Here is a 24,238-nt window from a genome sequence, read left to right on the forward strand (position 1 = left end):
CATGGAAGCCAACTACTTCGATCTGTCGGACGACACCCCCGTCTACGTGATCTCGGTGGCCGCGCAGCTGTCGGGCCTGCATCCGCAGACCCTCCGGCAGTACGACCGTCTCGGCCTGGTCAGTCCGGGCCGCACGTCAGGACGCGGGCGGCTCTACTCCACCCGCGACATCGTGATGCTCCGCGAGGTCCAGCGGCTCTCCCAGGAGGAGGGCATCAACCTCGCGGGCATCAAACGCATCCTGGCGCTGGAGAACGAGGCCCTGCGCCTGCGCGACGAGAACCACCGGCTCCGCGCGGAGATGACCATGATCCGCGCACTGATCCAGTACCAACTGCCACCCGCCTGAGTCACGGAGGCTCGGGGGGCGAGCCGCGGCGCTCAGCGTCGCAACCGACACGCGAGGGCGCGCCGGTGACCTTCACCTGCGGAGCGCGGGGGCCAGGCGGACCCGCGACCGGTGAGGGCACCGGTCATCGGCGCCTCAGCCGCCGAACGGAGTGAGGGCAGACAACCATGGACTACAAGCTCACCCAGAAGAGCCAGGAGGCGGTCTCCTCCGCCATCAGGCGCGCCGCCGCCGAGGGCAACCCGGAGGTCGCCCCGGCTCACCTGTTCACCTCGCTGCTCGGCCAGACCGGCGGCACCGCCATACCCCTGCTGGAGGCCGTCGGCGCCGACTGGAAGCAGCTGCGCACCGAGGCCGAGCGGCAGCTCGCCGCCCTGCCCAAGGCGCAGGGCGCCACGGTCAGCGCCCCGTCGAGCTCCCGGCAGCTGCTCACCGCGCTGAACACCGCCGCCCAGCGCGCCCGCCGGCTGGAGGACGAATACGTCTCCACCGAGCACCTGCTGGTCGGCCTCGCCACCGACGGCGGCCCGATCGCCGAGCTGCTCAAGTCCCGCGGCGCCACCCCCAACGCCCTGCTCGACGCCTTCGAGAAAGTGCGCGGGCACGCCCGGGTGACCAGCGAGACGCCCGAGGACACCTACCAGGCACTGGAGAAATACGGCGTCGACCTGACCGAGCAGGCCAGGGCCGGCAAGCTGGACCCGGTGATCGGCCGTGACTCGGAGATCCGCAGGGTCGTCCAGGTGCTCAGCCGGCGGACCAAGAACAACCCGGTGCTCATCGGGGAGCCCGGGGTCGGCAAGACCGCCGTGGTGGAGGGCCTGGCCCAGCGGATCGTCGCCGGCGACGTCCCCTCCAGCCTGCGCGACAAGCGCCTGGTCGCGCTGGACCTGGGTGCGATGGTCGCCGGGGCGAAATACCGCGGCGAGTTCGAAGAGCGCCTCAAGGCCGTGCTCAGCGAGATCAAGGAGAGCAACGGCCAGGTCGTCACCTTCATCGACGAGCTGCACACCATGGTCGGCGCGGGCGCCGCCGAGGGCGCGATGGACGCGGGCAACATGCTCAAGCCCATGCTGGCCCGGGGCGAGCTGCGGATGATCGGCGCGACGACGCTCGACGAATACCGCGAGCGCATCGAGAAGGACCCCGCGCTGGAGCGGCGCTTCCAGCAGGTCTACGTGGGCGAGCCCACGGTCGAGGACACCATCGCGATCCTGCGCGGCCTCAAGGGCCGCTACGAGGCGCACCACCAGGTCCAGATCGCCGACAGCGCGCTGGTGGCCGCCGCCGCCCTCTCCGACCGCTACATCACCTCCCGGTTCCTGCCGGACAAGGCGATCGACCTCATCGACGAGGCCGCCTCCCGGCTCCGCATGGAGATCGACTCCCGCCCCGTGGAGATCGACCAGCTCCAGCGGAACGTCGACCGGATGAAGATGGAGGAGCTCGCGCTCGCCAAGGAGACCGACGAGGGCAGCATCCAGCGGCTGGAGCGGCTCCGCAAGGAGCTCGCCGACCGGCAGGAGGAGCTCAACGCGCTGGTCGGGCGCTGGGAGCGGGAGAAGGCCGGGCTCAACCGGGTCGGCGACCTGAAGAAGAAGCTCGACGAGGTGCGCGGCGCCGCCGAGCGGGCGCAGCGCGACGGCGACTTCGAGGCCGCCTCCCGGCTGATGTACGCCGAGGTGCCCAAGCTGGAGGCCGAGCTGGCCGAGGCCAGCGCGGCCGCCCAGCCGGAGGACCCGATGGTCAAGGAGGAGGTCGGCCCGGACGACATCGCCCAGGTCATCTCCTCCTGGACCGGCATCCCCTCGGGACGCCTGCTGGAGGGAGAGACCGCCAAGCTGCTCCGCATGGAGGAGGAGCTGGGCAGGCGCCTGATCGGCCAGAAGGAGGCCGTCCAGGCGGTCTCCGACGCCGTACGGCGGGCACGCGCGGGCATCTCCGACCCGGACCGGCCGACCGGCAGCTTCCTGTTCCTCGGCCCCACCGGCGTCGGCAAGACCGAGCTGGCCAAGTCGCTGGCCGACTTCCTGTTCGACGACGAGCGGGCGATGGTCCGCATCGACATGAGCGAATACGGCGAGAAGCACAGCGTGGCGCGCCTGGTCGGAGCCCCGCCCGGCTACATCGGCTACGAGGAGGGCGGCCAGCTCACCGAGGCCGTGCGGCGCAGGCCGTACACCGTGGTGCTGCTGGACGAGGTCGAGAAGGCCCACCCCGAGGTCTTCGACATCCTGCTCCAGGTGCTCGACGACGGGCGGCTCACCGACGGACAGGGCCGGACCGTCGACTTCCGCAACGTCATCCTGATCCTCACCTCCAACATCGGCTCGCAGTACCTCGTGGACCCGGCGCTGGAGAACGGGGCCAAGCGCGAGGCCGTGATGAACGCGGTCAGGAGCTCCTTCAAGCCGGAGTTCCTCAACCGGCTCGACGAGGTGATCCTGTTCGAGGCGCTCGGCGTGGAGGAGCTGTCCAGGATCGTGGACCTGCAGGTGACGCACCTGGCCAGGCGGCTGGCCGACCGGCGGCTCACGCTGACGGTGACCCCGGCGGCACGCGACTGGCTGGCGCTGACGGGCTACGACCCGCTGTACGGCGCCCGGCCGCTACGCCGCCTCGTCCAGTCGTCGATCGGCGACAAGCTGGCCAAGGAGGTGCTCTCCGGCGAGGTCCAGGACGGCGACGAGGTCCTGGTCGACCTCGACAAGGCGAACGACACCCTGGAGATCGGCCCGGTGAGGGCCTGACCGCACCGTCCGGGTAAGGGCTTGACCAGCATTGGGTTAAGCCCGCCCCTCGGCAGACCCCCGATGTTACCTTCGGCAGTCGTCGGACTACCGAAAACAACAGGGGGACGTGAATGTCCAACACATCACGGCGCATCCGGGGGATCCTCGCGGTGGCGGCGCTCACGGCCGGGGTGAGCTGGTCGGGGGCCGCTCCCGCGTCGGCCGGCGACGTGTCCTGCCAGGGACGGAACACGGTGGAGCTGCTGGAGACACCAGGGTCGGTGGCGGCCGTCTGCGACGAGACCGGCGACGTCAGGGCGGCCACGGGCGTCGGCCGGATGACGGTCCCGGCCGACGGCGAGGTGCCGACGGCCATGGAGCGGCTCGCCCGGCTCGCCGGTCTGCCCGGTCTCTCCCAGGCCTCGGCGGTGACCAGCTTCGCCGACACGGCCGGCGTCGCGGCGGGCGCCGGCATGCCCGCGCTGCCCTCCGGGATGCCCGGCTTCCCGGGCCACGCCCCGGCCGGCACCCTGGCCGCCGCGCCGGACCTGCCCGGCCTGCCGGGCACCCCGGGCACCGACCTCATCAGGTTCCCGGCCCCGGCGGTCCCCTCGATCCCCAAGGCCCCGGGCCTGACGGACCCGTCCGGCGCGCTGTCCGGCACGACTGTGCCGCTGCCCGTGCCGCTGCAGCGCCCGGTCTCGGTGAAGGGCGTGGCGGAGGAGCTCCCCGCCGCCATCGAGCCCGAGGTGAAGGTCCCGGACCTGCCGGAGACCGCCCCCGTCGAGGTCGCCCCGCCGAAGGTCACCGAGGAGACCGCTGAGCTCCCGGTCCTGGACCAGGTGCTCCCGGGCCTCGGGCTCCGCTAGGCACCGGCAGGACCGTCCGAGCAGGGTCGCGCCCCAGCGGGCCGCGCCCCGTCACGGTGAGCGCGTCCCGGGCACGGCGCGGTCCTGAGCCAGGCCGTCGGTGGGTCAGCGCGGCCCACACGGCGGCGCGGCCCACACGGCAGCGCGGCCCACACGGCAGCGGCCCCATGAACCCCGGTCCGGTCCGTGTGGCAGCCTCCCACGGACCGGTGCCGCACGGGGTGCGGCACCGGTGGAACGGTCCGACCCGGTGGCCGGCGTGGCCCGCCGGGTCAGTGGGAGGCGTCGAGGAGGGCGTCGAGCTCGTCCTCCGGGAGGCCGAGGTCCACTCGGATCCGGTAGCGGGTGCGGAGCAGCGCGGTGTGCTCCCCGCTGCCCCTCGCCGCCCCCTGGGCCCCCTCGGTGGCCCAGCGATGGGCCTCATTCAGGTCCCCGTAGGCGACCAGGGTCTCGGCGACCGTGAGCGCGGTGGCCGGAGTGACCCCGCCGTCGGCCCGGATCGCCTCGATCACCTCCCGCCCCTCGTCCGACTGCTCAAGCTCGAAGAGAGTGTCGGCGATCTCGGCCCGGGGGTCGACGCTCACCTCGCCGCCGTCGTCCACCGCCCGCTGGAGGCAGTCGAGAGCGCGGGCGGGCTGTCCGGCCTGCCGCCACTCCTCTGCGGCGATCATCAAGATCTCCGCCCGCGAGATGTCGCCGGACACGTATGCCTCTACCAGCGCTTCCAGCCGCCGGGCGAGGTCTCCATGATCATCGGCCAGAAGTGCCCGCTCAAGCAACCGATCAAGTTGCTCATGTGTCACATGCGCCACATCGCGAGAGTACCGAGCGGCGCTCGACTACGTCCGCACAACGGCAGGTATTCCTTACGCAACCCCTCGTAAACGATTGACTACAGTACGCGTGTTACCGCAGGAAAACGGGCATATGGCAGGCGACTCCTGCCAGCGGGACGCTACTGTTCGAAGGAGCTGCGATGGGCATGTCCAAGCAGACCACCTTCACACTGACGTTCTTGGTCGGTCTCTCCGTGCTCGTCCCGGGTTCGGCCGGATATCTCTCCGCCAGGATGGACGCCGTCCAGCGGACCTACCGCGAGCTCGTGTCCCTGGAGAGCCGGCTCCGCGAGGAGCAGCTTCTAGCGCCGGTCCAGGACGTGCCCCAGATCCAGACGATCGCCGTGCCGGCGATGCCCTGCGAGATCCTGCCGCCCTCCCATCCGAGGCGGCGGAAGGCGCCCATGCCCGCCGCGCTCATCCCCGTCCCGGTGGAGGCCCTGCCGGCCGAGCCGCCGCCCGCCGAGCCCCGGCCGGCCGGGGGGCTGAGGTTCGAGCCTCTGCCGCCCGAGCCGAGACTGCCCGGCCCCGAGGCGGCCGAGCCCCGTGGGAGCGAGACCTGGGGCCGGCACCCCTCCGCCGAGCAGCGGCACGGGCGCGGCCAGCGGGAGCCCCAGGAGCAGTTGGTCATCTCCGAGCAGAGCATGTCCGAGGAGCGGAGCCCGCTCGAAGACCGGCGCGTGTCCGGCGAGGGGGCACCGCCGCTGTCCGGCCCCTTCCGGAGGATCCCCACGGGGACCGGGCCCGATCAGGCCGAGCTGCCGGCGAACTGACGGTTGAGGTAGCCCCGGATCAGGCGCTTGGCCTCGGCCACGATCTCCGGGGCCCCGGCGGGGTCACGCCGGAAGGCCAGCTTGAGCACCGCGTCTCCGGCCTCGACCGCCACGAGGATGGCCAGGTCGAGCTCCTCGCTGTCGGCCAGGCCGTACTCCTTGAGGAGGAGCCCGCGCAGCCGGCCCGCGATCACCGTGTTGTTGTCGGAGACCCCGTCGAGCAGGTTGAGGTCGACCACGTCGCCGAAGTGCAGGGACCGGAAGCCCGGAACGGTCCGGTGCATCTCCACGTATTCGTCGATGATCGCGTCGACCGCGTCCCACCAGCCGGCGTAGTCCTCCCACAGGAAGCGCCTGCCGACGCGGGAGATGAAGCGTTCCACGTGCCTGCGGGTCACCGCCTGGGTGATGGCCCGTTTGTCGGGGAAGAACTGGTAGACCGAGCCGATCGCGACACCGGCGCGCTCGGCGATGCGGGTGGTGGACAGCGCGTCGTAGCCGACCTCGTCCAGCAGGTCGGCGCAGGCGTCGAGCATCCTCTCGACGCGCCGCGCGCTCCGCCGCTGGGTGGGCTGACGCCGTAGTGGGGCCTCGTCGGGCTCATCCGCAGACAGGGGGGACACCCCACCATCTTGCCCGCCGGACCCCCTCCAGGTCAGTCTCTCTTCGGCAATCACGGGATTTCTCCCGGGCCGGAGAGCCTGGCCAGGCGGCGCAGGACGGCCGGGGAGATCCGCGAGAGCGCGTAGCCGATCTTCCCTTCGGCGTTCACGGCGACGACCGGCCGGTCGCGGTGGACCGCCCGCAGGATGTGCGCGGCCACCCGCTCCGGCCGATATCCGCGCATGGCCAGCGCCTTCTCCGCCCTCGCGGCCGTGGCCGCCCGGGCCTGCGGCGCTCTGCCGCCCACGTAGGTCGTGTTGCCGGCGATCGCGGTGGACACGAAGCCGGGGCAGATCGCGGTGACCCCGATCCCCTGGCCGGCCAGCTCCGCCCGGAGGCAGTCGCTGAGCATCTTCACCGCCGCCTTCGACGTCGAGTAGGCGGGCAGCGTCCTGCTGGGGGCGAAGGCGGCGAGCGAGGCGATGTTGACGATGTGGCCGCCCTCGCCGCGCTCGACCATCTGGGCGGCGAACAGCCGGCAGCCGTGGATGACGCCCCACAGGTTGACGTCGAGGGTCCGCCGCCAGTCTTCGAGCGAGTGGGCGAGGAACGGGCCGGCGACCGCGATCCCGGCGTTGTTGACCACGATGTCGGGCACTCCATGCTCGTCCCGGACGAGCTGGGCGAACCGCTCCATCTCCGCGGCGTCCGCGACGTCCACCCGGTAGGCGTGCGCCGTACGCCAGGTCCTGGAGATGCCGTCGGCGGTGCGCCGGGCGGCGTCGAGGTCGATGTCGGAGCAGATCACCTCCGCCCCGTGCGAGGCGAAGGCCCGCGCGGTGGCCCGCCCGATCCCGGCGCCCGCCCCGGTGACCACCACCAGCCGGTCCTCGAACGGCCCGGCGGCTCCCGCCGGCCCGTCGTCGTACGGCCCGGTGACCACCAGCCCGTCGTCGTACGGGGTGTGGTCGCCCACCGGCCCGTCACCGTACGAGGTGTGGTCGCCCACCGGCCCGTCACCGTACGGCGTGTGGTCGCCCACCCGGGCCCGGCGCAGTTCCCTGGACGGCGGCGCGCCCTCGACGTGCTCGGCGAACTCGGCGATCATCCTGGCGATCGTCTCGGGACGGCTGCGCTGCGCCCAGTGGCCCGCGGTGATCCGCCGGTGCCACATCCGCGGCGCCCACGGGCGCAGGGCGGCCAGGAGCGCGGGCGAGACGAAGGCGTCCCGGGTGGCCTCGATGAGCTGGATCGGCGTCTCGACGACCGGCTCGGCGCGGAGCGCGCGGCCGGCGGTGAACATGTTCGCCCGGTACAGGCCGAGGCCGTTCGCACCGTCCTTGCCGAGGGTGTCCGCCGGATGGCCGGGGCGCGGGGTGATCCCCTCGGAGACCCGCATGACCCGTGTCAGGACGCGCGGCAGCACGGTGCGCCAGGCCAGCTCGGGGGCCACCGGGGCCTGGAACGCCCCGATGTACCAGGACCTCAGCAGCTGCCCGGCGACGTCCCGGCGCCGGCCGTGCCGCATGAAGTGGGCGGCCTGCTCCAGGCCGGGCCCTCCGAAGGAGGTGAAGGAGGCGACCCTCTCCTTGATCCCCGGCCGGCCGATCAGGTCCCAGCCCTGGATGGAGCCCCAGTCGTGCCCCACGAGGTGCACCGCCGGCCTGTCCAGCGCGTCGAGGACGGCCGCCATGTCGGCGGCCAGGTGGTCGTAGGTGTAGTCCGCGCCGTCGCGCGGGGCGCCGGAGCGCCCGGCGCCCCGGACGTCGTAGCGGGCCACGTGGAAGCGGTCCCGCAGCAGGGCGGCGACCTCGTCCCAGACCCGGTGCGTGTCGGGGTAGCCGTGCACCAGCAGGACCGTGGGAGCGGCCGGGTCCCCCTCCTCGAACAGCGCCAGCCGCACGTCACCGGACTCGACCCACCGCATCACGGCCTCCTGTTGGACGGACTGTCCAAACAGTAACCGGCCGGGAGGGGATCTTCCTAGCCGGGCTTGGCGGCCAGGCCGGTGCAGCCGCGCAGCGCCTTCCAGCCGGCGACGGCCTGCTGCCGGCCCGCCCCGGTGAGCGGGACCGGCACCCCGCCCTGGATGGTGGCCGGGGTCCACTGGTCCTTCAGCACCTTGCGGCCGTTGATCGTCAGGGTGAGCACGCCGGTCCGGCCGGTCTCCGGGCCCCAGTTGTAGAAGACGAAGTTGCCCATGCCGTAGTTGACGTAGCTGTTCTTCAGATAACCGCCGCCGAGCAGGATGTGCGCGTGGCCGCCCACGATGACGTCGGCCCCGGCCGCGACCAGCTTGGGGGCCAGGCTGAGCTGGGCCTCGTTCGGGCACTTCTGCAGCTCGGTGCCCCAGTGCAGGTGGACGATCACCGTGTCGGAGTTCCTGCGCGCCTTGCGGACCTCCTGGATCAGCCGCGCCTCGTTCTTGGCCGAGGCCAGGCCGCCCTTGTCGCCGGAGGCCGTCCACGCCTGGATGAACTCGGAGTCCAGCACCTGGGTCGCGCCGATGACGGCGACGCGGTTGCCGTTCACGGTCGTCCGCCACGGCCGGTACGCCTGGGCCTCGTCCGCGCCCACGCCCACGACGGGGAACTTCGCGCGCCTGATCGCCGCCAGCGAGTCGGCCAGCCCGCTGTCCATGTAGTCCATGCCGTGGTTGTTGGCCATGGAGGCGACGTCGACGCCGGCGGCCTTCAGCGCGGTCAGCGCGGAGGCCGGGGCCCGGAAGGCGAACTGCTTGCCGGGGGCGCGGGTGCCGCCCGTGGTGATCGCGGTCTCCAGGTTGACCATCGCGAGGTCGGAACGGCTGAGCACCTTGGCGATCGGGCCGAGCGCGGTCCGCGGGTTGGCCCGCAGCCGGGACAGCAGCACTCCCTCGAAGTGCACGTCGCCTCCGAAGGAGATGGTGTAGGGCTCGCGCTCGGGCGTGGGCGCGGCCTCACCCGAGGCGGTGGGCTTCTCCGCGACGTCCGGCTCCGGCGTCGGCGCGGCGGCGCCGACCGCCGTGCACGCCGCCAGGAGCAGGCAGGAGAGGGCGACAGCGGTGGCCACAGCGAGGCGGCGCGGAATATACGTGTCCATCGGTATCCGAGGATGCCATCTGATCGTCCGTAAGCGGCACAACCCGGCCGTTGGAGATCTGATTCTCCCAAACTTGGATGACTCATTTACTTGAATGATTCCGGTTTGCCCCATAATGTGGGGCCATGGGAGATGGGGACCGGCTCCGTGAGGCAGGCCTGCGGGTGACCGCGGCCCGCCTGGCGATCATGCAGACCGTGCGGGAGGGCGACCACCTGGATGTGGACGCCGTCCACCGTGGCGTGCGGGACCGGGTCGGCCATGTCTCCCTGCAGGCCGTCTACGACTCCCTGCACGCACTGCACCGCGGCGGCCTGCTCCGGCGGATCGAACCCGCCGGCAGTCCCGCCCGATACGAGACGCGGGTCGGTGACAACCATCACCACCTCGTCTGCCGGCAGTGCGGAAAGGTCACGGACGTCGACTGCTCTGTTGGACACGCCCCCTGCCTGGCCCCCGCGTCGGACGCCGGATACCTGGTCGACGAGGCGGACGTCATCTACTGGGGCGTGTGTCCTGAATGCCGTTCCGAAGACGCTCGATGAAGAGAACCCCCGGAGGACCGCGTATGAGCACCAGGCCCATCACCACGACCGATGCGGGAATCCCCGCTCCGAGTGACGAGCACTCGCAGTCGGTCGGCCCGAACGGGCCCCTGCTTCTGCAGGACCACTACCTGATCCAGAAGATGGCGCACTTCAACCGGGAGCGCGTGCCCGAGCGGGTGGTCCACGCCAAGGGCGGCGGCGCGCACGGCATCCTTCAGATCACCGAGGACGTCAGCCAGTTCACCAAGGCCGGTCTGTTCCAGAAGGGCAAGGAGACCCCGCTCTTCCTGCGCTTCTCCTCGGTGGCCGGCGAGCTGGGCAGCCCCGACACCCAGCGTGACCCGCGCGGCTTCGCGATCAAGTTCTACACCGAAGAGGGCAACTACGACATCGTCGGCAACAACACGCCGATCTTCTTCATCCGCGACCCGCAGAAGTTCTCCGACTTCATCCACAGCCAGAAGCGCCGCGCCGACACCAACCTGCGCGACCACAACATGCAGTGGGACTTCTGGACGCTCTCCCCGGAGACCGCCCACCAGGTCACCTTCCTGATGACCGACCGCGGCACCCCGGCGTCCTGGCGTCACGTGCACGGCTTCGGCTCGCACACCTTCCTGTGGTACAACGCGGCCGGCGAGAAGTTCTGGATCAAGTACCACTTCAAGACCGACCAGGGCATCAAGAACTTCACCGACGCCGAGGCCGGCGCGGTCATCGCGCAGGACGCGGACTACCACATCCGTGACCTGCACACCGCGATCAAGAACGGCGACCACCCGTCCTGGACCGTGAACGTCCAGGTCATGCCGTTCGAGGACGCCGCCGACTACCGGTTCAACCCGTTCGACCTGACCAAGGTGTGGCCGCACTCCGACTACCCCGAGATCACGATCGGCAAGTTCGTCCTGAACCGGAACCCGGAGAACTACTTCGCCGAGGTGGAGCAGGCGAGCTTCGAGCCCGCCAACCTGGTGCCGGGCATCGGCCCGTCCCCGGACAAGATGCTCCAGGGCCGGCTGTTCTCCTACCCCGACGCCCACCGCTACCGCATCGGCGCCAACTACCTGCAGCTGCCGATCAACCGGCCGCTGTCACCCGTCCACAGCTACAACAAGGACGGCCAGATGGCCTTCGTCAACCCCGCCGACCCGGTCTACGCGCCGAACACGGTGGGCGGCCCCGCCGCCGACCCGGCGCTGTACGAGGGTGAGAACTACCAGGTGAGCGGCGAGATCATCCGCTCCGCCTACACCCTGCACCGCGAGGACGACGACTACGTCCAGCCCCGCGCCCTGTGGGAGAACGTCCTGTCCGAGACCGACCGCGCCCACCTGGTGAGCAACGTCGTCGGCCACGCCTCCGCCCCGGAGGTCACGGCCGAGATGAAGAAGCGCGTCGTCGAGTACTGGACCAACATCCACAAGGACCTGGGCCAGGGCGTCGCCCAGGGGCTGGGCGTCAGCAACTAACCCGCCCCCGCTCCACCCCCGTCCCCGCCGTACCGTCCGCGCCTCGCCGGGGTGCGGGCGGTACGGCCACAGAGGACCCGCGCGCCCCGCGCGGGTCCTCCCGCTTTCCCGGGCGTCCGCGCGGAGACTTCCCCGGGTATCCACGCGGAAACTTCCCCGGGCGTCCGCGCGGGACCGGGCTGCCCGGTGATCCGCGCGGGACCGGTGCGGGACTTCCCTCGCCCCCCACCGGAGGCCATCATGAGTTCATTCGTCGAACTCAGGAGTGCCGATGAGAACCGCGCACCGGACCTGTCCCCTCTGCGAGGCCGTCTGCGGCCTGCGGCTCACACTCGACGACACCGGGCACGTCACATCGGTCAAGGGCGACCCGGACGACCCGTTCTCCCAGGGGTTCATCTGTCCCAAGGGCGCGAGCCTGGGCCGCCTGGACGAGGATCCCGACCGGCTCCGCGTCCCGATGATCCGCACCGGCGACCAGTGGCACGAGGCCACCTGGGAGGAGGCCTTCCGCGCGGTCGACCGGGGTCTCCAGGGCGTCATCGACGCCCACGGCCGCCAGTCGCTGGCCGTCTACCTGGGCAACCCGAACGCCCACTCCATGGCCGGCGCCCTGTACGGCCCGCCGCTGATCCGCGCGCTCGGCACCCGCAACGTCTTCTCCGCCAGCACCGCCGACCAGATGCCCAAACACGTCGCCTGCGGCCTCATGCTCGGCGACCCGCTGGCCATCGCGGTGCCCGACCTGGACCGGACCGGCTACCTGCTGATGCTCGGCGCCAACCCGCTGGAGTCCAACGGCTCACTCTGCACCGCCCCCGACTTCCCCGGCCGCCTCAAGGCGCTGCGCAGGCGCGGCGGCAAACTCGTGGTCGTCGACCCGCGCCGCACCAGGACCGCCGCCCTCGCCGACGAGCACCTGTTCGTCCGGCCCGGCACCGACGCCCACCTGCTGCTCGGCATCGTCCACACGCTCTTCGCCGAGGGCCTCACCGCGCCCGAGGTCGAGGTCGAGGTCGAGGGCCTGGAGGAGGTCCGGCGGCTGGCGGAGGAGTTCACCCCGGAGGCCATGGCCCAGGTGTGCGGGGTGCCCGCCGGGGAGATCGCGCGGCTGGCCCGCGAGCTGGCCGCGGCCCCCACGGCCGCGGTCTACGCCCGCATCGGGACCTGCACCGCGGAGTTCGGCACCGTCGCGCAGTGGCTGGTCGACGTGGTCAACATCCTGACCGGAAACTTCGACCGGCCCGGCGGGGTGATGTTCGCCAGGACCGCCGTGGAGAACGGCCGCAGGCGCAGGCCGTACACCACGGGACGCTGGCACAGCCGCGTCCGCGGGCTGCCGGAGGCGAACGGCGAGCTGCCGGTGGCCACCCTCGCCGACGAGATCGAGACCCCGGGCGAGGGGCAGGTCAGGGCGCTGGTGACGGTGGCGGGCAACCCGGTGCTGTCGGCGCCGGGCGGCCCCCGGCTGGACCGGGCCTTCGGCGACCTGGAGTTCATGGTCTGCGTGGACCCCTACCTGAACGAGACGACCAGGCACGCGCACGTCATCCTGCCGCCGCCGCGCGTGCTGCAGACGCCGCACTACGATCTCTCGCTGCTGTTCGTCGCGGTGCGCAACTACGCCAGGTTCTCCCCGCCGGTCCTGCCGTTGGAGCCGGGGCGGCCGTCGGAGGCCGAGATCCTGGCGCGGCTGACGATGATCGCTTCGGGACAGGGGGCGGAGGCCGACCCGGCCGCGCTCGACGAGCTGATCCTCGACCAGATGCTCCGCAAGGCCGTCGGGACGCCCGGCTCGCCGTTCGAGGGCTGCGAGGTGGCGGAGCTGCGCGCCGCGCTGGAGGGGAGCACCGGTGCCGAGCGGCGGCTGGACGCCATGCTGAAGCTCGGCCCCTACGGCCTGTCGCTGGCCGAGCTGCTCGCCAACCCGCACGGCATCGACCTGGGCCCGCTCCGGCCCCGGCTGGCGGAGGTGCTGTGCACCGCCTCGGGCCGGGTGGAGCTGGCGCCCCCGCAGTTGGTGGCCGACCTCGCGCGGCTGCGCGACCGGCCGGCCGCACCGCCCACGGAGATGGTGCTGATCGGCCGCCGTCACCTGCGCTCCAACAACAGCTGGCTGCACAACGTGGGACCGCTGGTCGGCGGGAGCAACCGCTGCACCCTGCAGATCAACCCCGGCGACGTGACCCGGCTCGGGCTCGGCGAGCACGCGCTCGTGCGCTCGGCGGGCGGGCAGCTCGTCGTGCCGCTGGAACCCACCGACACGATCATGCCGGGGGTGGTGAGCCTGCCCCACGGCTGGGGGCACGCCGGGAGCGCGCAACTGGTCGCGGCCGAGCACGCGGGGGTCAACGCGAACACGCTGACGGACGGGTCTGTGATCGACGTCCCTTCGGGAAACGCCGTGTTCAACGGGGTGCCGGTCACGCTCAGTCCCGCGTGATCACATGATCGTTCGGTAAAGGGGGATCGGCGCGCATTAGGCTTGCGCGGGTGACCACCCCTCCAGAACAGGACCGCCTGCACGCTCAGCTCGCCTTCGCCATGGAGATCGACAAGCTCAGACGCATCGTCCGCCGCAACACCCTGATGGACGGGTCGCGGCGGGAGAACGACGCCGAGCATTCGTGGTACGTGGGGATGCTGGCGATGATCCTGGCCGAGCACGCCCCGCCGGACACCGACCTGGACAAGGTCGTCGCGATGTTGCTCGTCCACGACATCGTCGAGATCGACGCCGGAGACACCTTCATCTACGACGCCCACGCCGTCGAGGCCCAGCTCGGCATCGAGCGCAAGGCCGCCGACCGGATCTTCGGGCTGCTCCCCGAGGACCAGGCGGCGCGGCTGCGCGCGCTCTGGGACGAGTTCGAGGAGCGCAAGACCCCCGAGGCCAGGTTCGCCAAGGCCCTCGACAGGATCGCGCCGATCATGGCCAACCACCACAACGAGGGCGGCACCTGGTCGCTCTACAAGGTGACGGCCGAGCAGGTGCTGGAGAAGGTGAAAATCATCGAGGAGGGATCGGCGACGCTGGGGGCCTATGCCACCGAGATCATCGAGCTGTCCATCAGCCGGGGACATTTGGCGCGTGCATAACCTGGTTCCCGGGTAGGTCCCTATGGGTTGAGAAGGGGGCGATCGTGAAGGAAACCGTCAAAACGAAACGCCGCAGCTTCAGGCACCTGGTACCCCCGGTCGACCTCGCCGGCCGTATCGAACGGTCGACCAGGATGGACCGGCCGATCCGGATAGCGGCCAAGGCCGTACGCCGACGGATCGGCCCTGGATGGCTGCGCGACCTGCTGCACGGGGTCCCCACCGGCAAGCCCCTCCACCCGCCGCTCGTCACCTTCAGCCTGGGCTGCTGGGCGGCGACCGCGGTGCTCGACCTGACCCGCTCCGAGCCGCGCGCGGCGCGGACGGTGCTCGCCACCGGCCTCGTGACGGCCCTGCCCGCCGTCGCGGCCGGGGTCACCGACTGGTCCGCCCTCCACCGGGAGCAGCAGCGGGTCGGATTCGTGCACGCGATCGCCAACCTGACCGCTTTCGGGCTCTACGCCGGCTCGCTGGCGCTGCGGCTGTCCGGGGACGAACGGCGGGGCCGGATGCTGTCGTTCGCGGCGCTGGGCGCGGCCGGGCTGGGCGGCCAGCTCGGCGGTCACCTGGCCTACCGGCAGGCGGCCGGGGCCAACCACGCCGAGTCGGTCGCGCATCTGGTCCCGCTGGGCTGGCACGACCTGTGCGAGCTCAGGGACCTGCCGGACGGACGTCCGGTGGCCAGACGGCTGGGCTACATCGACCTGTTCGTGCTGCGGGTCGGCGACGGGGTCACCGTGCTCGCCGACGGCTGCTCCCACCTGGCCGGACCGCTGCACCAGGGGCGCCTGATCTCCGAAGAGGGCACCGCCTGCGTGGTGTGCCCGTGGCACGGGAGCACCTTCCGGCTGTCGGACGGGACCGTCGCGCACGGCCCCGCCACGGCCCCGCAGCCGTCCTTCGAGACCCGGATCCGCCGCGACGGAGTGCTCCAGGTCCGGCCGGCCCCGACCTGAGGGGTGCCCGGGACCTGAGGGGTGCCCCAGGTCCGCCCGGCCCGGGCGGGGCCGCCGCCCGGATGTCAGTCCGGCCTGCCGTCGGCCGGATGCTCGACCAGGGCGAGGATCCGGCTGGACATGAACCGGGCGGTGCGCACGGCCGTACCGCTACGGGTGACCTCGCTCACCTCGACCACGCCACCGCGACGGTTGGACACCTCGACCCGGCGGCCAGCCTTGGTGGCGACGACTTCGTAGGTACGCGAGCTGTCGCCCGCGTCGATGACGATCTCTACCTTGTCGCCTTTCATGTTCGCTTCATGCCCTAAAACAGATGAATTTAGGCGTACACCAGTTTGATTATCGCTACGATTCCCACGCAAACAATGAAACCTCGCAATACAGGCGCCGGCAGCTTCCGGCCGACCTTCGCACCGAGGAAACCACCGACCGTGGCTCCCAGCGCGACCAGCGCCACCGCACGCCAGTCCACCTCCGCCACCGCGATGAACAGCACCGCCGCGGTGGCGTTGACCAGCAGCGACAGCACGTTCTTGGCGGCGTTCACCCGCTGCAGGTCGTCGTCGAGGAAGCTGCCGAGCAGTCCGATGAGCAGCACCCCCTGGGCCGCGCCGAAATAGCCGCCGTATATCCCGGCGGCGAACACCCCGAGCCACAGCCACGGCCCGCCGTGCGGATGGGGGTCCTCCCGCCGGGCGCTCAGCCACCCGTTGAGCCTGGGCTGGATCACCACCAGTACGCACGCCAGGCCGATCAGGACCGGCACCACCACGTCGAAGGTGTCGGCGGGCAGGAAGAGCAGCAGCACGCCGCCGATGAGGGAGCCCACGATCGAACCGGCGCCCAGCCGGACCAGCCGCTCGCGCTGCCCCTTCAGCTCGGCCCGGTAGCCGAGCGCGCCGGTCAGCGACCCGGGTACCAGCCCGATGTTGTTGGAGACGTTGGCCACGATCGGCGGCAGCCCCACGGCCACCATCGTCGGGAACGTGATCAGTGATCCCGAGCCGACGACGGCGTTGATGCCCCCGGCCCCGATCCCGGCCGCGAGAATCGCGACGGCCTCCCATGGCGTCATGACGCCCTCCTCACTCGTACGGCTCGCGCCCACGGACGGTGCACGGCACTCACCGGATGCTAGGAGGGGGACGGACCTCAACCGGCGTCGGGGGTGTCCTTCGTATCGAAGAAGCCGAGGGTCTCGATCGCCTTGCCCAGCTCCGACGGCACGATCCACACCTTGTTGGCGCCGCCCCTGGCGATCTCCGGGAGCGTCCGCAGGTATTGGTAGGCCAGCAGCCGCTGGTCCGGCCGACCCTCGTGGATCGCGCGGAAGATCATGCCGATCGCGTCGGCCTCGCCCTTGGCCCGCATCGCCTCCGCCTCGGCGTCGGCCTGGGCCCGGAGCACCACGGCCTCCGCCTCGCCCCGCGCCTTCAGCACCTCGGCGTGCCGGTGCCCCTCGGCGGTGAGGATGGCCGCCTGCTTGTGCCCCTCGGCGGCGAGGACGGCGGCCCGCTTGTCGCGGTCGGCACGCAGCCGCCGCTCCATCGACTCCTGGACGGAGGCCGGCGGGTCGACCGTCTTGAGCTCTGCCCGGTTGACCTGGATCCCCCACTCCGCGGCGGCGCCGCCGAGCGCCCGGCGCAGCTCGGCGTTGATCTCCTCACGCGAGGTCAGCGCGCGCTCCAGCTCCACGGCGCCGACCACGCTGCGCAGCGTGGCCACGGCGAGCTGCTCGATCCCCGTCCGGAAGTCCGCGACCCCGTAGGTCGCGGCCCGGGGGTCGACGACCTGGAAGCAGACGACCGTGTCGGCGGAGACGACGAGGTTGTCGGAGGTGCTCACCGGCTGCGGCGGGAACGAGACGATCTGCTCGCGCAGGTCGACCGTCCGCCTGATCCGGTCGATGAAGGGGATCACCAGGCTCAGCCCGGGATCGAGCGTGCGGTGGTAGCGGCCGAGCCGCTCCACGATCGCCGCGCTGGCCTGGGGGACGACGTGGACCGCCCGGAACAGGGAGAACCCCGCAGCGGCCACCACGACGAATGCGGCGACAAGCGTTTCCATCAGCCACCCCGGACGGTCGAGTCAACCAGGTCACCCGCTCCGAGATGCTATTTCGTTTTACCGTTGCCGGCTCTTGAACAGCCGACAAGGGTCTCAGAAATGATGCGCCCGGGCGTACCAGCGGCCGTCGGACCCGCGCTCCAGGTTGAGCGGGACGCCGAAGGTGCGCGACAGGTTCTCGGCGGTCATCACGTGGTCGATGGGGCCCTGGGCGATCACCGAGCCGTGCCGGAGCAGCAGCGCGTGGGTGAACCCGCTGGGCACCTCCTCCACGTGGTGGGTGACCAGGACCATCGTGGGCGCCTTCGGGTCGTGCGCGAACGTCGCCAGGCGGCGGACCAGATCCTCCCGGCCGCCCAGGTCCAGCCCGGCGGCGGGCTCGTCCAGCAGCAGCAGCTCGGGGTCCGGCATGAGCGCCCGGGCGATCTGCACCCGCTTGCGCTCACCCTCCGACAGGGTGTTGAACCGGCGCCGGATCAGGTGGGCGCAGCCGAGCTGATCGATCAGCTCGACGGCGCGGGTGACGTCGTTGGAGTCGTACTCCTCCGTCCAGCGGCCGAGGATCGCGTAGGAGGCGGTGAGCACCAGGTCGATGACCTTCTCCTCCGGCGGCACCTTCTCGGCCAGCGCGGCGCTCGCGAGCCCGATGCGGGGTCGCAGGTCGAACACGTCACTCTGGCCGAGCCGCTCGCCCAGGATCTCCACGATGCCCTCGGTGGGGAACAGCATCGCCCCGACGACCTGCAGCAGCGTCGTCTTTCCCGCGCCGTTGGGGCCGATGACGACCCACCGCTCGTCCTCGTGAACGGTCCATTCGATGTCCCGCAGCAGGGCCGCCCCGTCCCTGCGGACGGTGACGTCCTGTAGCCGAAGCACCTGACCGCCCATCCCTACGCCTCCTCGTGAATCACTCGAACAAAACCTATTGCAGGACAAGCGCATATCGTGGATCGGTGCACCCTGATTCACCGATCTCGGCCACCTTGGTCTGCTGGGGCAACGCCTGGCTCACCGGGCAGGTCGGCCTCGACGAGGCCGCCGACCGCGTGGAGCGGCAGGCCGGTCCCCAACTCGTCGCCGGAGACGACGGCGACCTCCCCCTCCGCCGCTTCCTCGCCGATCTGCGCGTCGAGGGCATGAAATCCCTGCGCCTGGCGCTCCCCGCGGCGGGCGACCCGCTCGGACTCACCGGACCGCCCCCCTTCAACTCCGCGGCCATCGAGGCCGGACAGGCGGCGATAGCCGTGCTTGCCAGCAGGTGCCTCGGTCTGGTCCCCGTGCGGGACCGCCGCGGGTCATCGTACGCCGGGGTGCGCTGGAGCGTACTGGAGGCCAGCACTAACGCCCCCGACATCCCCTCCCTGGCCGAGGCCGAACACGCCCTGACCATGGCGATGCGCGCGGCCACCGACGCGCTGCTCGGCGTGGAGGGCCCGGCCCAGGGCCACCGGCGGGTCAGCACCGTCGACGACGGCCTGGCCCCCGGCTACCCGGCCCGCGCCCACCGGGTCGCCGCCCTCGCCGCCCGGCTCACCGCGGTGCTCCAGGTCGCCGACGACCGGGGGCTCACCTCGGGGCAGATCGTCACCCGGAGCGGGGCCCTGCGCGACCTCGACCGCGCCGTACGGCGGGCACGCGTGGCCGCCCACCACTCCATCACCGAACTCGTCTAGCTCCCGCTCCGGCGGCTCCCGGGCGGGCGGGATCAGGCCAGGCCGTGCCGTACCGCGTAGAGGGCGGCCTGGGTCCTGTCCTGCACGCCCAGCTTCATCAGCACGTTGGAGACGTGGGTCTTCACGGTCTTCTCCGCCACCGCCAGCTCCCGGGCGATCTCGCGGTTGGAGCGGCCCGAGGCGATCAGCGTGAGCACCTCGCGCTCCCGGTCGGTCAGCGGCACCACGGGCCCGCCGGCCGCCGGCGTGGAGGCGGGGGCGGCCAGCATCGCCTCGGCGGCCTCGGGGGCCAGCAGCACCTGGCCGCCGTGGACCGCGCGGATGGCCTGGACGAGCGCGACGGGGTCGACGTCCTTGTAGAGGAACCCGGACGCGCCGGCCCGCATCGCCGGGGCGACGTCCTCCCGGTCGCTGACCGAGGTCAGCACCAGCACGCGCGGCGAGAGCCCGCGCTCGCCCAGCCCGACCAGCGTGCCGAGGCCGTCGAGGACCGGCATCTTCAGGTCGAGCAGCAGCACGTCGGGGGCGAGGGAGGCGACCAGGGCGAGCGCCTCGGTGCCGTCGGCCGCCTCCCCGACCACCTCGAGGTCGTCCTGCAGGTCCAGGAAGGTGCGCAGGCCCTGCCGGACGACCGGGTGGTCGTCGGCGATCAGCACGCGGATCACACCGGCACCTCCATCCGCACCAGGGTCCCTCCGCCGGACTCCGACGTCACGCGCACGCTCCCGCCCAGGGCCTGCGCCCTGTCCTCCATCGACGCGATGCCCAGCCCACGCCCGGCGGCGGCGGCCACGTCGAACCCCGCCCCGTCGTCCCGCACCTCCAGGACCACCCGGCCCGCCTCACAGCCCAGCCGGACGCCCACGGCCCGCGCCGCCGCGTGCCGGGAGGCGTTGTGCAGCGCCTCCTGGGCCACCCGCAGCACCGCCACCTCGGTCGCCGGTTCGAGCGGGCACATCGTCATCTCCTCGAAGGTGAACGACGCCGGGTGCAGCCGGTCCAGCAGGCGCACGTGCTTGCCGAGCGTCTCGGCCAGGCCGTGGCGGTCGAGCTCGGCCGGCCGGAGCTCCACGATCACCGCGCGGAGCTCGGACAGCGCCTCTCCCGCCAGCCGTTCGACCCGCTCCAGCTCCCCCAGCGCCCGGTCGGGGTCGCGGGTCACCAGCGAGGCCGCCGCCTGGGCGGTGAGCCGGAGCGAGAACAGCTTCTGGGTCACCGCGTCGTGCAGCTCCCGGGCCATCCGGGTGCGCTCCTCCACCAGAGCCAGCTCCCGGCCCCGCTCGTAGAGGCGGGCGTTGGTGAGCGCGATCGCGGCGTGCGCGGCGAACATGGTGAGCAGCCGCTGGTCGGCCTCGGTGAAACCGCCCGGGGTCCGCTTGTTGGACAGGAAGACGATGCCGAGCACCTGGTCGCCGTCGCGGATCGGCACCCCGAGGAAGTCCTTGAGCACCGGATGGGCCCGCGGCCAGTATTCGAACCTGGCGTCCCTGCGGATGTCGGGCAGCCGGACCGGCGCGCCCTCCCGCAGCATCGCGCCGAGCATGCCGTGCTGGCGGGGCATCGGCCCGATCGCGTCCCACTCCTCGTCGGAGATGCCCTCGGCGACGAACTCGGCGAAGGCCCCCTCGTCGTCGGGCACGCCGAGGGCGGCGTAGCGGGCGTCCAGCAGCTGCTGCGCCGAGCGTACGATGACCTGGAGCACCTCCCGGACCGACAGATGCCTGGTCACCGCGAGCACGGCGGAGCTCACCGCGTGCAGGACGGCCTCCTGGTCTTCGTTCACGGGAAAACTCTAGGCGCCGCGGTCCGCCGCGGCGTTACGCCATGGGTCTTAGGTCCATCAGCCCATGGGGGGCCGGTCCCGCGGCCGATGTGGGCGGGCGGTCCGCTCCCTACCGTCGAGGCCATGACGAAGACCGCACTCATCACCGGCGCCTCCCGCGGGCTCGGCCTGGCCCTGGCCCGTTCCCTGGCCTCCGACGGCTGGCGGCTCATCCTCACCGCGCGGGGCGCGGACGCGCTGAAGCCCGTCGCCGACGAGCTCGGCGCCGTCGCCCTCGCCGGGGACGTCGCCGACCCGGCCCACCGGGACCGGCTGGCGCACGTCGTACAGGACCACGGCGGGCTGGACCTGCTGGTCAACAACGCCTCCGGGCTGGGCGCGGTCCCGCTGCCGCCCCTGGCCGGCTACCCGCTCGACGTGCTCGAAGACCTGTTCAGGGCCAACGTGCTGGCCCCGCTGGCGCTGGTCCAGGCGTCCCTGCCCTGGCTCAGGGAGCGGCGGGGCGCGATCGTCAACATCTCCTCCGACGCGGCGGTGGAGGCGTACGAGGGCTGGGGCGGGTACGGCGCGACCAAGGCCGCCCTGGAGCAGCTGTCCAAGGTGCTGGCCGTCGAGGAGCAGCGGGTCGCGGTCTGGTGGGTCGACCCGGGCGAGATGAACACGGCGATGCTCGCCGACGCGGTCGGCGCCGGGGACGCGGCCACGGCCCCGGCGCCGGAGACGGTCGTGCCCACCCTGCGGCGGCTGATCGAGGAGCGTCCGGCGAGCGGCCGGGTGAGCCACTCATGAGCGGGCGGCCCGGCGGTCACGGCCGGCGGCCGGCGGGAGCGGCGGAGGAGGCGCCGTGAGCGCGCCCGCGACCGACGCCATGGCCCCCGACTTCGTGCTCCCGCACGATCTGGAGGCGCACGAGCCGCCGGAGGCGCGGGGGCTGGCCCGTGACGGGGTGCGGCTCCTGGTCTCCGACGGCGCCACCGGCGAGATCGCCCACCACACCTTCACCGAGCTGCCCGGCCTGCTCAACCCCGGCGACCTGCTGGTGGTCAACAACTCCGCGACGCTCCCGGCCGCGGTCCGGCTCGACCGGCTGGCGGTGCACTTCTCCACCGAGCGCGAGGACGGGACCTGGCTGGTGGAGCTGCGCCGCCGGGTGGAGCGCGGGTCCGGGCCCGGCCGCGCGGGCGCGTCCGCCGGGCGGGACCCGCGCGAGCGGCGAGGGCCCGCCGGGGACGCGGCCACGGAGGCGGAGGCGGCCGGTGAGCCCTACCAGGGCGGCGCGCCCGGAGAGTGGCTGCCGCTGCCCGGCGGGGCCACGCTGCGCCTGCTGGAGCGGGAGACCCCGCGCCTGTGGCGGGCCCGGCTGGACCGCGAGGTCCCCGCCTACCTGCGCCGCTACGGCGTGCCGATCCGCTACTCCTACGTGGATCGGGACTGGCCCCTGGCCGACTACCAGACCGTGTTCGGGGTCCGGCCCGGCAGCGCGGAGATGCCCAGCGCCGGACGGCCGTTCACCGCGGAGCTGGTGACCGGACTGGTCTCGCGCGGGGTCGGCGTCGCGCCGATCACCCTGCACACCGGGGTGGCCTCGCCGGAGAAGGACGAGCCGCCCTATCCGGAGTGGTTCGAGGTGCCCGAGCCGACCGCGCGGCAGGTCGAGCTCACCCGCCGGTCCGGAGGCCGGGTGATCGCGGTGGGCACGACCGTGGTGCGGGCCCTGGAGACGGCCGCGTCGGCCGGCGGGCCGCTGCGGGCCGCGCGGGGCTGGACCTCGCACCTGGTGACCCCCTCGTCCGGGGTGCGGGCGGTGAACGGCCTGATCACCGGCCTGCACGAGCCGCGCTCCAGCCACCTGCTGATGCTGTCGGCGATCGCCGGGGACGGGCTGCTCTCCCGGAGCTACCGGGAGGCTCTGCAGGAGGGTTATCTCTGGCACGAATTCGGCGATGTCCACCTGATCGTCCGATAGCCAGTCAGGCACAAGGGGTTTCCAAGTCGGACGTCCCATGCTGGGCCCAGCAGACAACGGGGAACCCCTGATTCCGACTGGAGTAAGAATGCGCCGGCACCTGACCGCCTCCGCCGCCATCGCCCTGGCGGGAGGCCTGCTCCTCGCCCCTGGCACCGCGAACGCCGCGCCGGCCGTCCCGGCCGCGCCGGCCGCGGCCCACGTGAACCCACCGCTCTCGCCGCTGAAGCTGACCGCCTTCTACCCGCGCCGGGCCTACGCGGGCGACACGATCACCTACACGCTCAAGACCAAGAACGTCGGCGAGTGGTCCACCGACATCGCCTACATCGGCGGCTACGCCCCCAAGCAGGCCAGCAAGGTTCGGATCACCGGCCCCTCCGGCTCCGTCTGCGACGCCGACGGGCGCGAGGTGGGCTGCCTGCTCGACACCCTGCGGCCGGGCCGGACCGCCACGATCAAGGTCAAGGTCTGGCTCAGGAGCAGCGCGCGGGGCACCGCGTCGGCCGAGTTCGCCTCGGCGTCGATCGACGTCCCCGCGGGCGGGCTCGACACCCTGGACATCCACGGCATCGACGTCGGCAGCGACCTGAAGTACGTGCGGGTCAAGACCCGGATCCTCCGCTAGTCCGCATCCGGACGGCGGACGCGGGCGGCCCGTGCGAGGCGGGCGGCCCGACGCGGGACCCCGGCCGTTCCGTACGGCCGCCACTGTCCGGCCTATGCCCCAATAAATCACTTTACATAGATAATTTTTACTTTATCTAATATGTGTGATAAAACGCTGCGGACTTTCACGGGGGCGACCGCAGCGCCCTCGCACCCCTCAACTGGGAGACGTTTAATGCGCCACCCGATCCACAGGATCGCCGCTCTGGCCCTGGCCATTCCGCTCGCGGGCACGACCCTGCTCGCCACGCCGGCCTCGGCCACTCCCGCCAAGGCCCCGGCCGCGGCCGTCCAGAAGGCCGACGACCCCTACTCCTCCTTCGACGTCAAGATCTCGGCGCCGAGCAGGGCCCGGGCCGGAGCGACGATCACCTACTCGATCAAGGCCACCAACACCGGCCCCTACGAGGCCACCTCCTACTACCTCGGTGGCGGGCTGCCCAAGGGCTCCAAGGTCGTCCGAGTCGGCGCCCCCAAGGGGACCGAGTGCGACTGGTACGAGGACGGCTTCTGGTGCTGGACCCCCTACGCCCTCGAGGTGGGCGAGTACGACAGCATCAAGATCACGGTGAAGCTCGGCAAGAAGTCCAAGGGCACCGCCGAGGCCATCCTCGGTGTCGACACCTACGACGAGCCGACCGGCGCGGACAACCTGAGCCGTGACGAGTACGAGCGCCTGGGCATCAAGAGCTGGTACTTCGTGAAGAAGGTCAAGACCAGGATCACGCGCTAGCCGCACGCCGTGGGAGCCCCCGCCCT

General features: G+C 72.0%; 23 protein-coding genes and 1 pseudogene. 14 read left to right on the forward strand and 10 right to left on the reverse strand.

Annotated elements, in window-relative coordinates; all coding sequences use genetic code 11:
- Position 1: 1 nt before the first annotated feature.
- The 3 genes and pseudogenes from ACZ6R6_RS05130 to ACZ6R6_RS05140 all read left to right on the forward strand — a co-directional run.
- Positions 2-254: pseudogene (locus tag ACZ6R6_RS05130) on the forward strand (heat shock protein transcriptional repressor HspR); the annotation flags it as partial.
- Between the two features lie 262 nt (positions 255-516).
- Positions 517-3,099, forward strand: coding sequence for an ATP-dependent chaperone ClpB (gene clpB / locus ACZ6R6_RS05135; RefSeq protein ID WP_470090288.1), 2,583 nt, complete (start codon positions 517-519; stop codon positions 3,097-3,099).
- A 113-nt stretch (positions 3,100-3,212) separates the two neighbouring features.
- Positions 3,213-3,950 carry a hypothetical protein gene (locus ACZ6R6_RS05140; protein WP_470090289.1) on the forward strand — a complete coding sequence of 246 codons (738 nt, stop codon included), beginning with the start codon at positions 3,213-3,215 and terminating at the stop codon, positions 3,948-3,950.
- Between the two features lie 272 nt (positions 3,951-4,222).
- Here ACZ6R6_RS05140 and ACZ6R6_RS05145 read toward each other — a convergent pair whose 3' ends face one another.
- Positions 4,223-4,753, reverse strand: coding sequence for a hypothetical protein (locus ACZ6R6_RS05145; protein WP_470090291.1), 531 nt, complete (start codon positions 4,751-4,753; stop codon positions 4,223-4,225).
- 179 nt (positions 4,754-4,932) lie between these two features.
- Between ACZ6R6_RS05145 and ACZ6R6_RS05150 the strand changes: the two genes are divergently transcribed.
- Positions 4,933-5,559, forward strand: coding sequence for a hypothetical protein (locus tag ACZ6R6_RS05150; protein WP_470090292.1), 627 nt, complete (start codon positions 4,933-4,935; stop codon positions 5,557-5,559).
- Here the strand turns inward: ACZ6R6_RS05150 and ACZ6R6_RS05155 are convergent.
- The 3 genes from ACZ6R6_RS05155 to ACZ6R6_RS05165 are packed head-to-tail and all read right to left on the reverse strand — an operon-like array spanning position 5,535 to position 9,243.
- Positions 5,535-6,182 (reverse strand): TetR/AcrR family transcriptional regulator, encoded by a 648-nt coding sequence (locus tag ACZ6R6_RS05155; RefSeq protein WP_470090293.1) that lies wholly within the window; start codon positions 6,180-6,182, stop codon positions 5,535-5,537. The two genes, ACZ6R6_RS05150 and ACZ6R6_RS05155, sit on opposite strands and share 25 nt — an antisense overlap.
- A gap of 50 nt (positions 6,183-6,232) precedes the next feature.
- Positions 6,233-8,089: an SDR family oxidoreductase gene (locus ACZ6R6_RS05160; RefSeq protein WP_470090294.1), complete on the reverse strand. Its 1,857-nt coding sequence runs from the start codon at positions 8,087-8,089 to the stop codon at positions 6,233-6,235.
- Positions 8,090-8,145: 56 nt separating this feature from the next.
- Positions 8,146-9,243 carry a CapA family protein gene (locus tag ACZ6R6_RS05165; protein ID WP_470090296.1) on the reverse strand — a complete coding sequence of 366 codons (1,098 nt, stop codon included), beginning with the start codon at positions 9,241-9,243 and terminating at the stop codon, positions 8,146-8,148.
- A gap of 125 nt (positions 9,244-9,368) precedes the next feature.
- On the opposite strand from ACZ6R6_RS05165, the gene ACZ6R6_RS05170 reads away from it, so the two are divergent.
- The 5 genes from ACZ6R6_RS05170 to ACZ6R6_RS05190 all read left to right on the forward strand — a co-directional run bounded on the left by ACZ6R6_RS05170 (position 9,369) and on the right by ACZ6R6_RS05190 (position 15,318).
- Positions 9,369-9,788, forward strand: a complete 420-nt coding sequence (locus ACZ6R6_RS05170; RefSeq protein ID WP_470090297.1) for a Fur family transcriptional regulator — start codon at positions 9,369-9,371, stop codon at positions 9,786-9,788.
- Positions 9,789-9,811: 23 nt separating this feature from the next.
- Positions 9,812-11,263, forward strand: a complete 1,452-nt coding sequence (locus ACZ6R6_RS05175) for a catalase (protein ID WP_470090298.1) — start codon at positions 9,812-9,814, stop codon at positions 11,261-11,263.
- Between the two features lie 271 nt (positions 11,264-11,534).
- Entirely contained in the window at positions 11,535-13,706 is a 2,172-nt protein-coding gene (locus ACZ6R6_RS05180) for a molybdopterin-dependent oxidoreductase (RefSeq protein ID WP_470090299.1), read from the forward strand.
- A gap of 101 nt (positions 13,707-13,807) precedes the next feature.
- Positions 13,808-14,362, forward strand: a complete 555-nt coding sequence (locus tag ACZ6R6_RS05185) for an HD domain-containing protein (RefSeq protein WP_306875415.1) — start codon at positions 13,808-13,810, stop codon at positions 14,360-14,362.
- A gap of 44 nt (positions 14,363-14,406) precedes the next feature.
- Positions 14,407-15,318 (forward strand): Rieske (2Fe-2S) protein, encoded by a 912-nt coding sequence (locus ACZ6R6_RS05190; protein ID WP_470090301.1) that lies wholly within the window; start codon positions 14,407-14,409, stop codon positions 15,316-15,318.
- A 65-nt stretch (positions 15,319-15,383) separates the two neighbouring features.
- Here the strand turns inward: ACZ6R6_RS05190 and ACZ6R6_RS05195 are convergent, their stop codons facing one another.
- The 4 genes from ACZ6R6_RS05195 to ACZ6R6_RS05210 all read right to left on the reverse strand — a co-directional run bounded on the left by ACZ6R6_RS05195 (position 15,384) and on the right by ACZ6R6_RS05210 (position 18,276).
- Positions 15,384-15,611, reverse strand: coding sequence for a hypothetical protein (locus ACZ6R6_RS05195; protein WP_306860563.1), 228 nt, complete (start codon positions 15,609-15,611; stop codon positions 15,384-15,386).
- A 29-nt stretch (positions 15,612-15,640) separates the two neighbouring features.
- Positions 15,641-16,396 (reverse strand): sulfite exporter TauE/SafE family protein, encoded by a 756-nt coding sequence (locus ACZ6R6_RS05200; RefSeq protein ID WP_470090302.1) that lies wholly within the window; start codon positions 16,394-16,396, stop codon positions 15,641-15,643.
- A 77-nt stretch (positions 16,397-16,473) separates the two neighbouring features.
- Positions 16,474-17,388: an SPFH domain-containing protein gene (locus ACZ6R6_RS05205; RefSeq protein ID WP_470090303.1), complete on the reverse strand. Its 915-nt coding sequence runs from the start codon at positions 17,386-17,388 to the stop codon at positions 16,474-16,476.
- Positions 17,389-17,481: 93 nt separating this feature from the next.
- Positions 17,482-18,276: an ABC transporter ATP-binding protein gene (locus ACZ6R6_RS05210; protein ID WP_306860571.1), complete on the reverse strand. Its 795-nt coding sequence runs from the start codon at positions 18,274-18,276 to the stop codon at positions 17,482-17,484.
- 65 nt (positions 18,277-18,341) lie between these two features.
- Here ACZ6R6_RS05210 and ACZ6R6_RS05215 point away from each other — a divergent pair, with 65 nt between their 5' ends.
- On the forward strand, positions 18,342-19,061 hold the full coding sequence (locus ACZ6R6_RS05215) for a hypothetical protein (protein ID WP_470090305.1): 720 nt from the start codon (positions 18,342-18,344) through the stop codon (positions 19,059-19,061).
- Between the two features lie 32 nt (positions 19,062-19,093).
- On the opposite strand, the gene ACZ6R6_RS05220 is transcribed toward ACZ6R6_RS05215, so the two are convergent.
- Positions 19,094-19,726: a response regulator gene (locus ACZ6R6_RS05220; RefSeq protein ID WP_470090306.1), complete on the reverse strand. Its 633-nt coding sequence runs from the start codon at positions 19,724-19,726 to the stop codon at positions 19,094-19,096.
- Positions 19,723-20,844, reverse strand: a complete 1,122-nt coding sequence (locus tag ACZ6R6_RS05225; RefSeq protein ID WP_470090307.1) for a GAF domain-containing sensor histidine kinase — start codon at positions 20,842-20,844, stop codon at positions 19,723-19,725. The genes ACZ6R6_RS05220 and ACZ6R6_RS05225 overlap by 4 nt, the downstream gene beginning before the upstream one ends.
- A 123-nt stretch (positions 20,845-20,967) precedes the next feature.
- Between ACZ6R6_RS05225 and ACZ6R6_RS05230 the strand changes: the two genes are divergently transcribed.
- From ACZ6R6_RS05230 to ACZ6R6_RS05245, 4 genes are all read left to right on the forward strand, one after another.
- Entirely contained in the window at positions 20,968-21,633 is a 666-nt protein-coding gene (locus ACZ6R6_RS05230; RefSeq protein ID WP_470090308.1) for an SDR family NAD(P)-dependent oxidoreductase, read from the forward strand.
- 55 nt (positions 21,634-21,688) lie between these two features.
- Positions 21,689-22,810 carry an S-adenosylmethionine:tRNA ribosyltransferase-isomerase gene (locus ACZ6R6_RS05235; RefSeq protein WP_470090310.1) on the forward strand — a complete coding sequence of 374 codons (1,122 nt, stop codon included), beginning with the start codon at positions 21,689-21,691 and terminating at the stop codon, positions 22,808-22,810.
- A gap of 88 nt (positions 22,811-22,898) precedes the next feature.
- On the forward strand, positions 22,899-23,438 hold the full coding sequence (locus ACZ6R6_RS05240) for a hypothetical protein (protein WP_470090311.1): 540 nt from the start codon (positions 22,899-22,901) through the stop codon (positions 23,436-23,438).
- Between the two features lie 216 nt (positions 23,439-23,654).
- Positions 23,655-24,212, forward strand: a complete 558-nt coding sequence (locus ACZ6R6_RS05245; protein WP_470090312.1) for a hypothetical protein — start codon at positions 23,655-23,657, stop codon at positions 24,210-24,212.
- Positions 24,213-24,238 lie beyond the last annotated feature (26 nt).

It is taken from the genome of Streptosporangium sp. NPDC048886 (assembly GCF_055586905.1).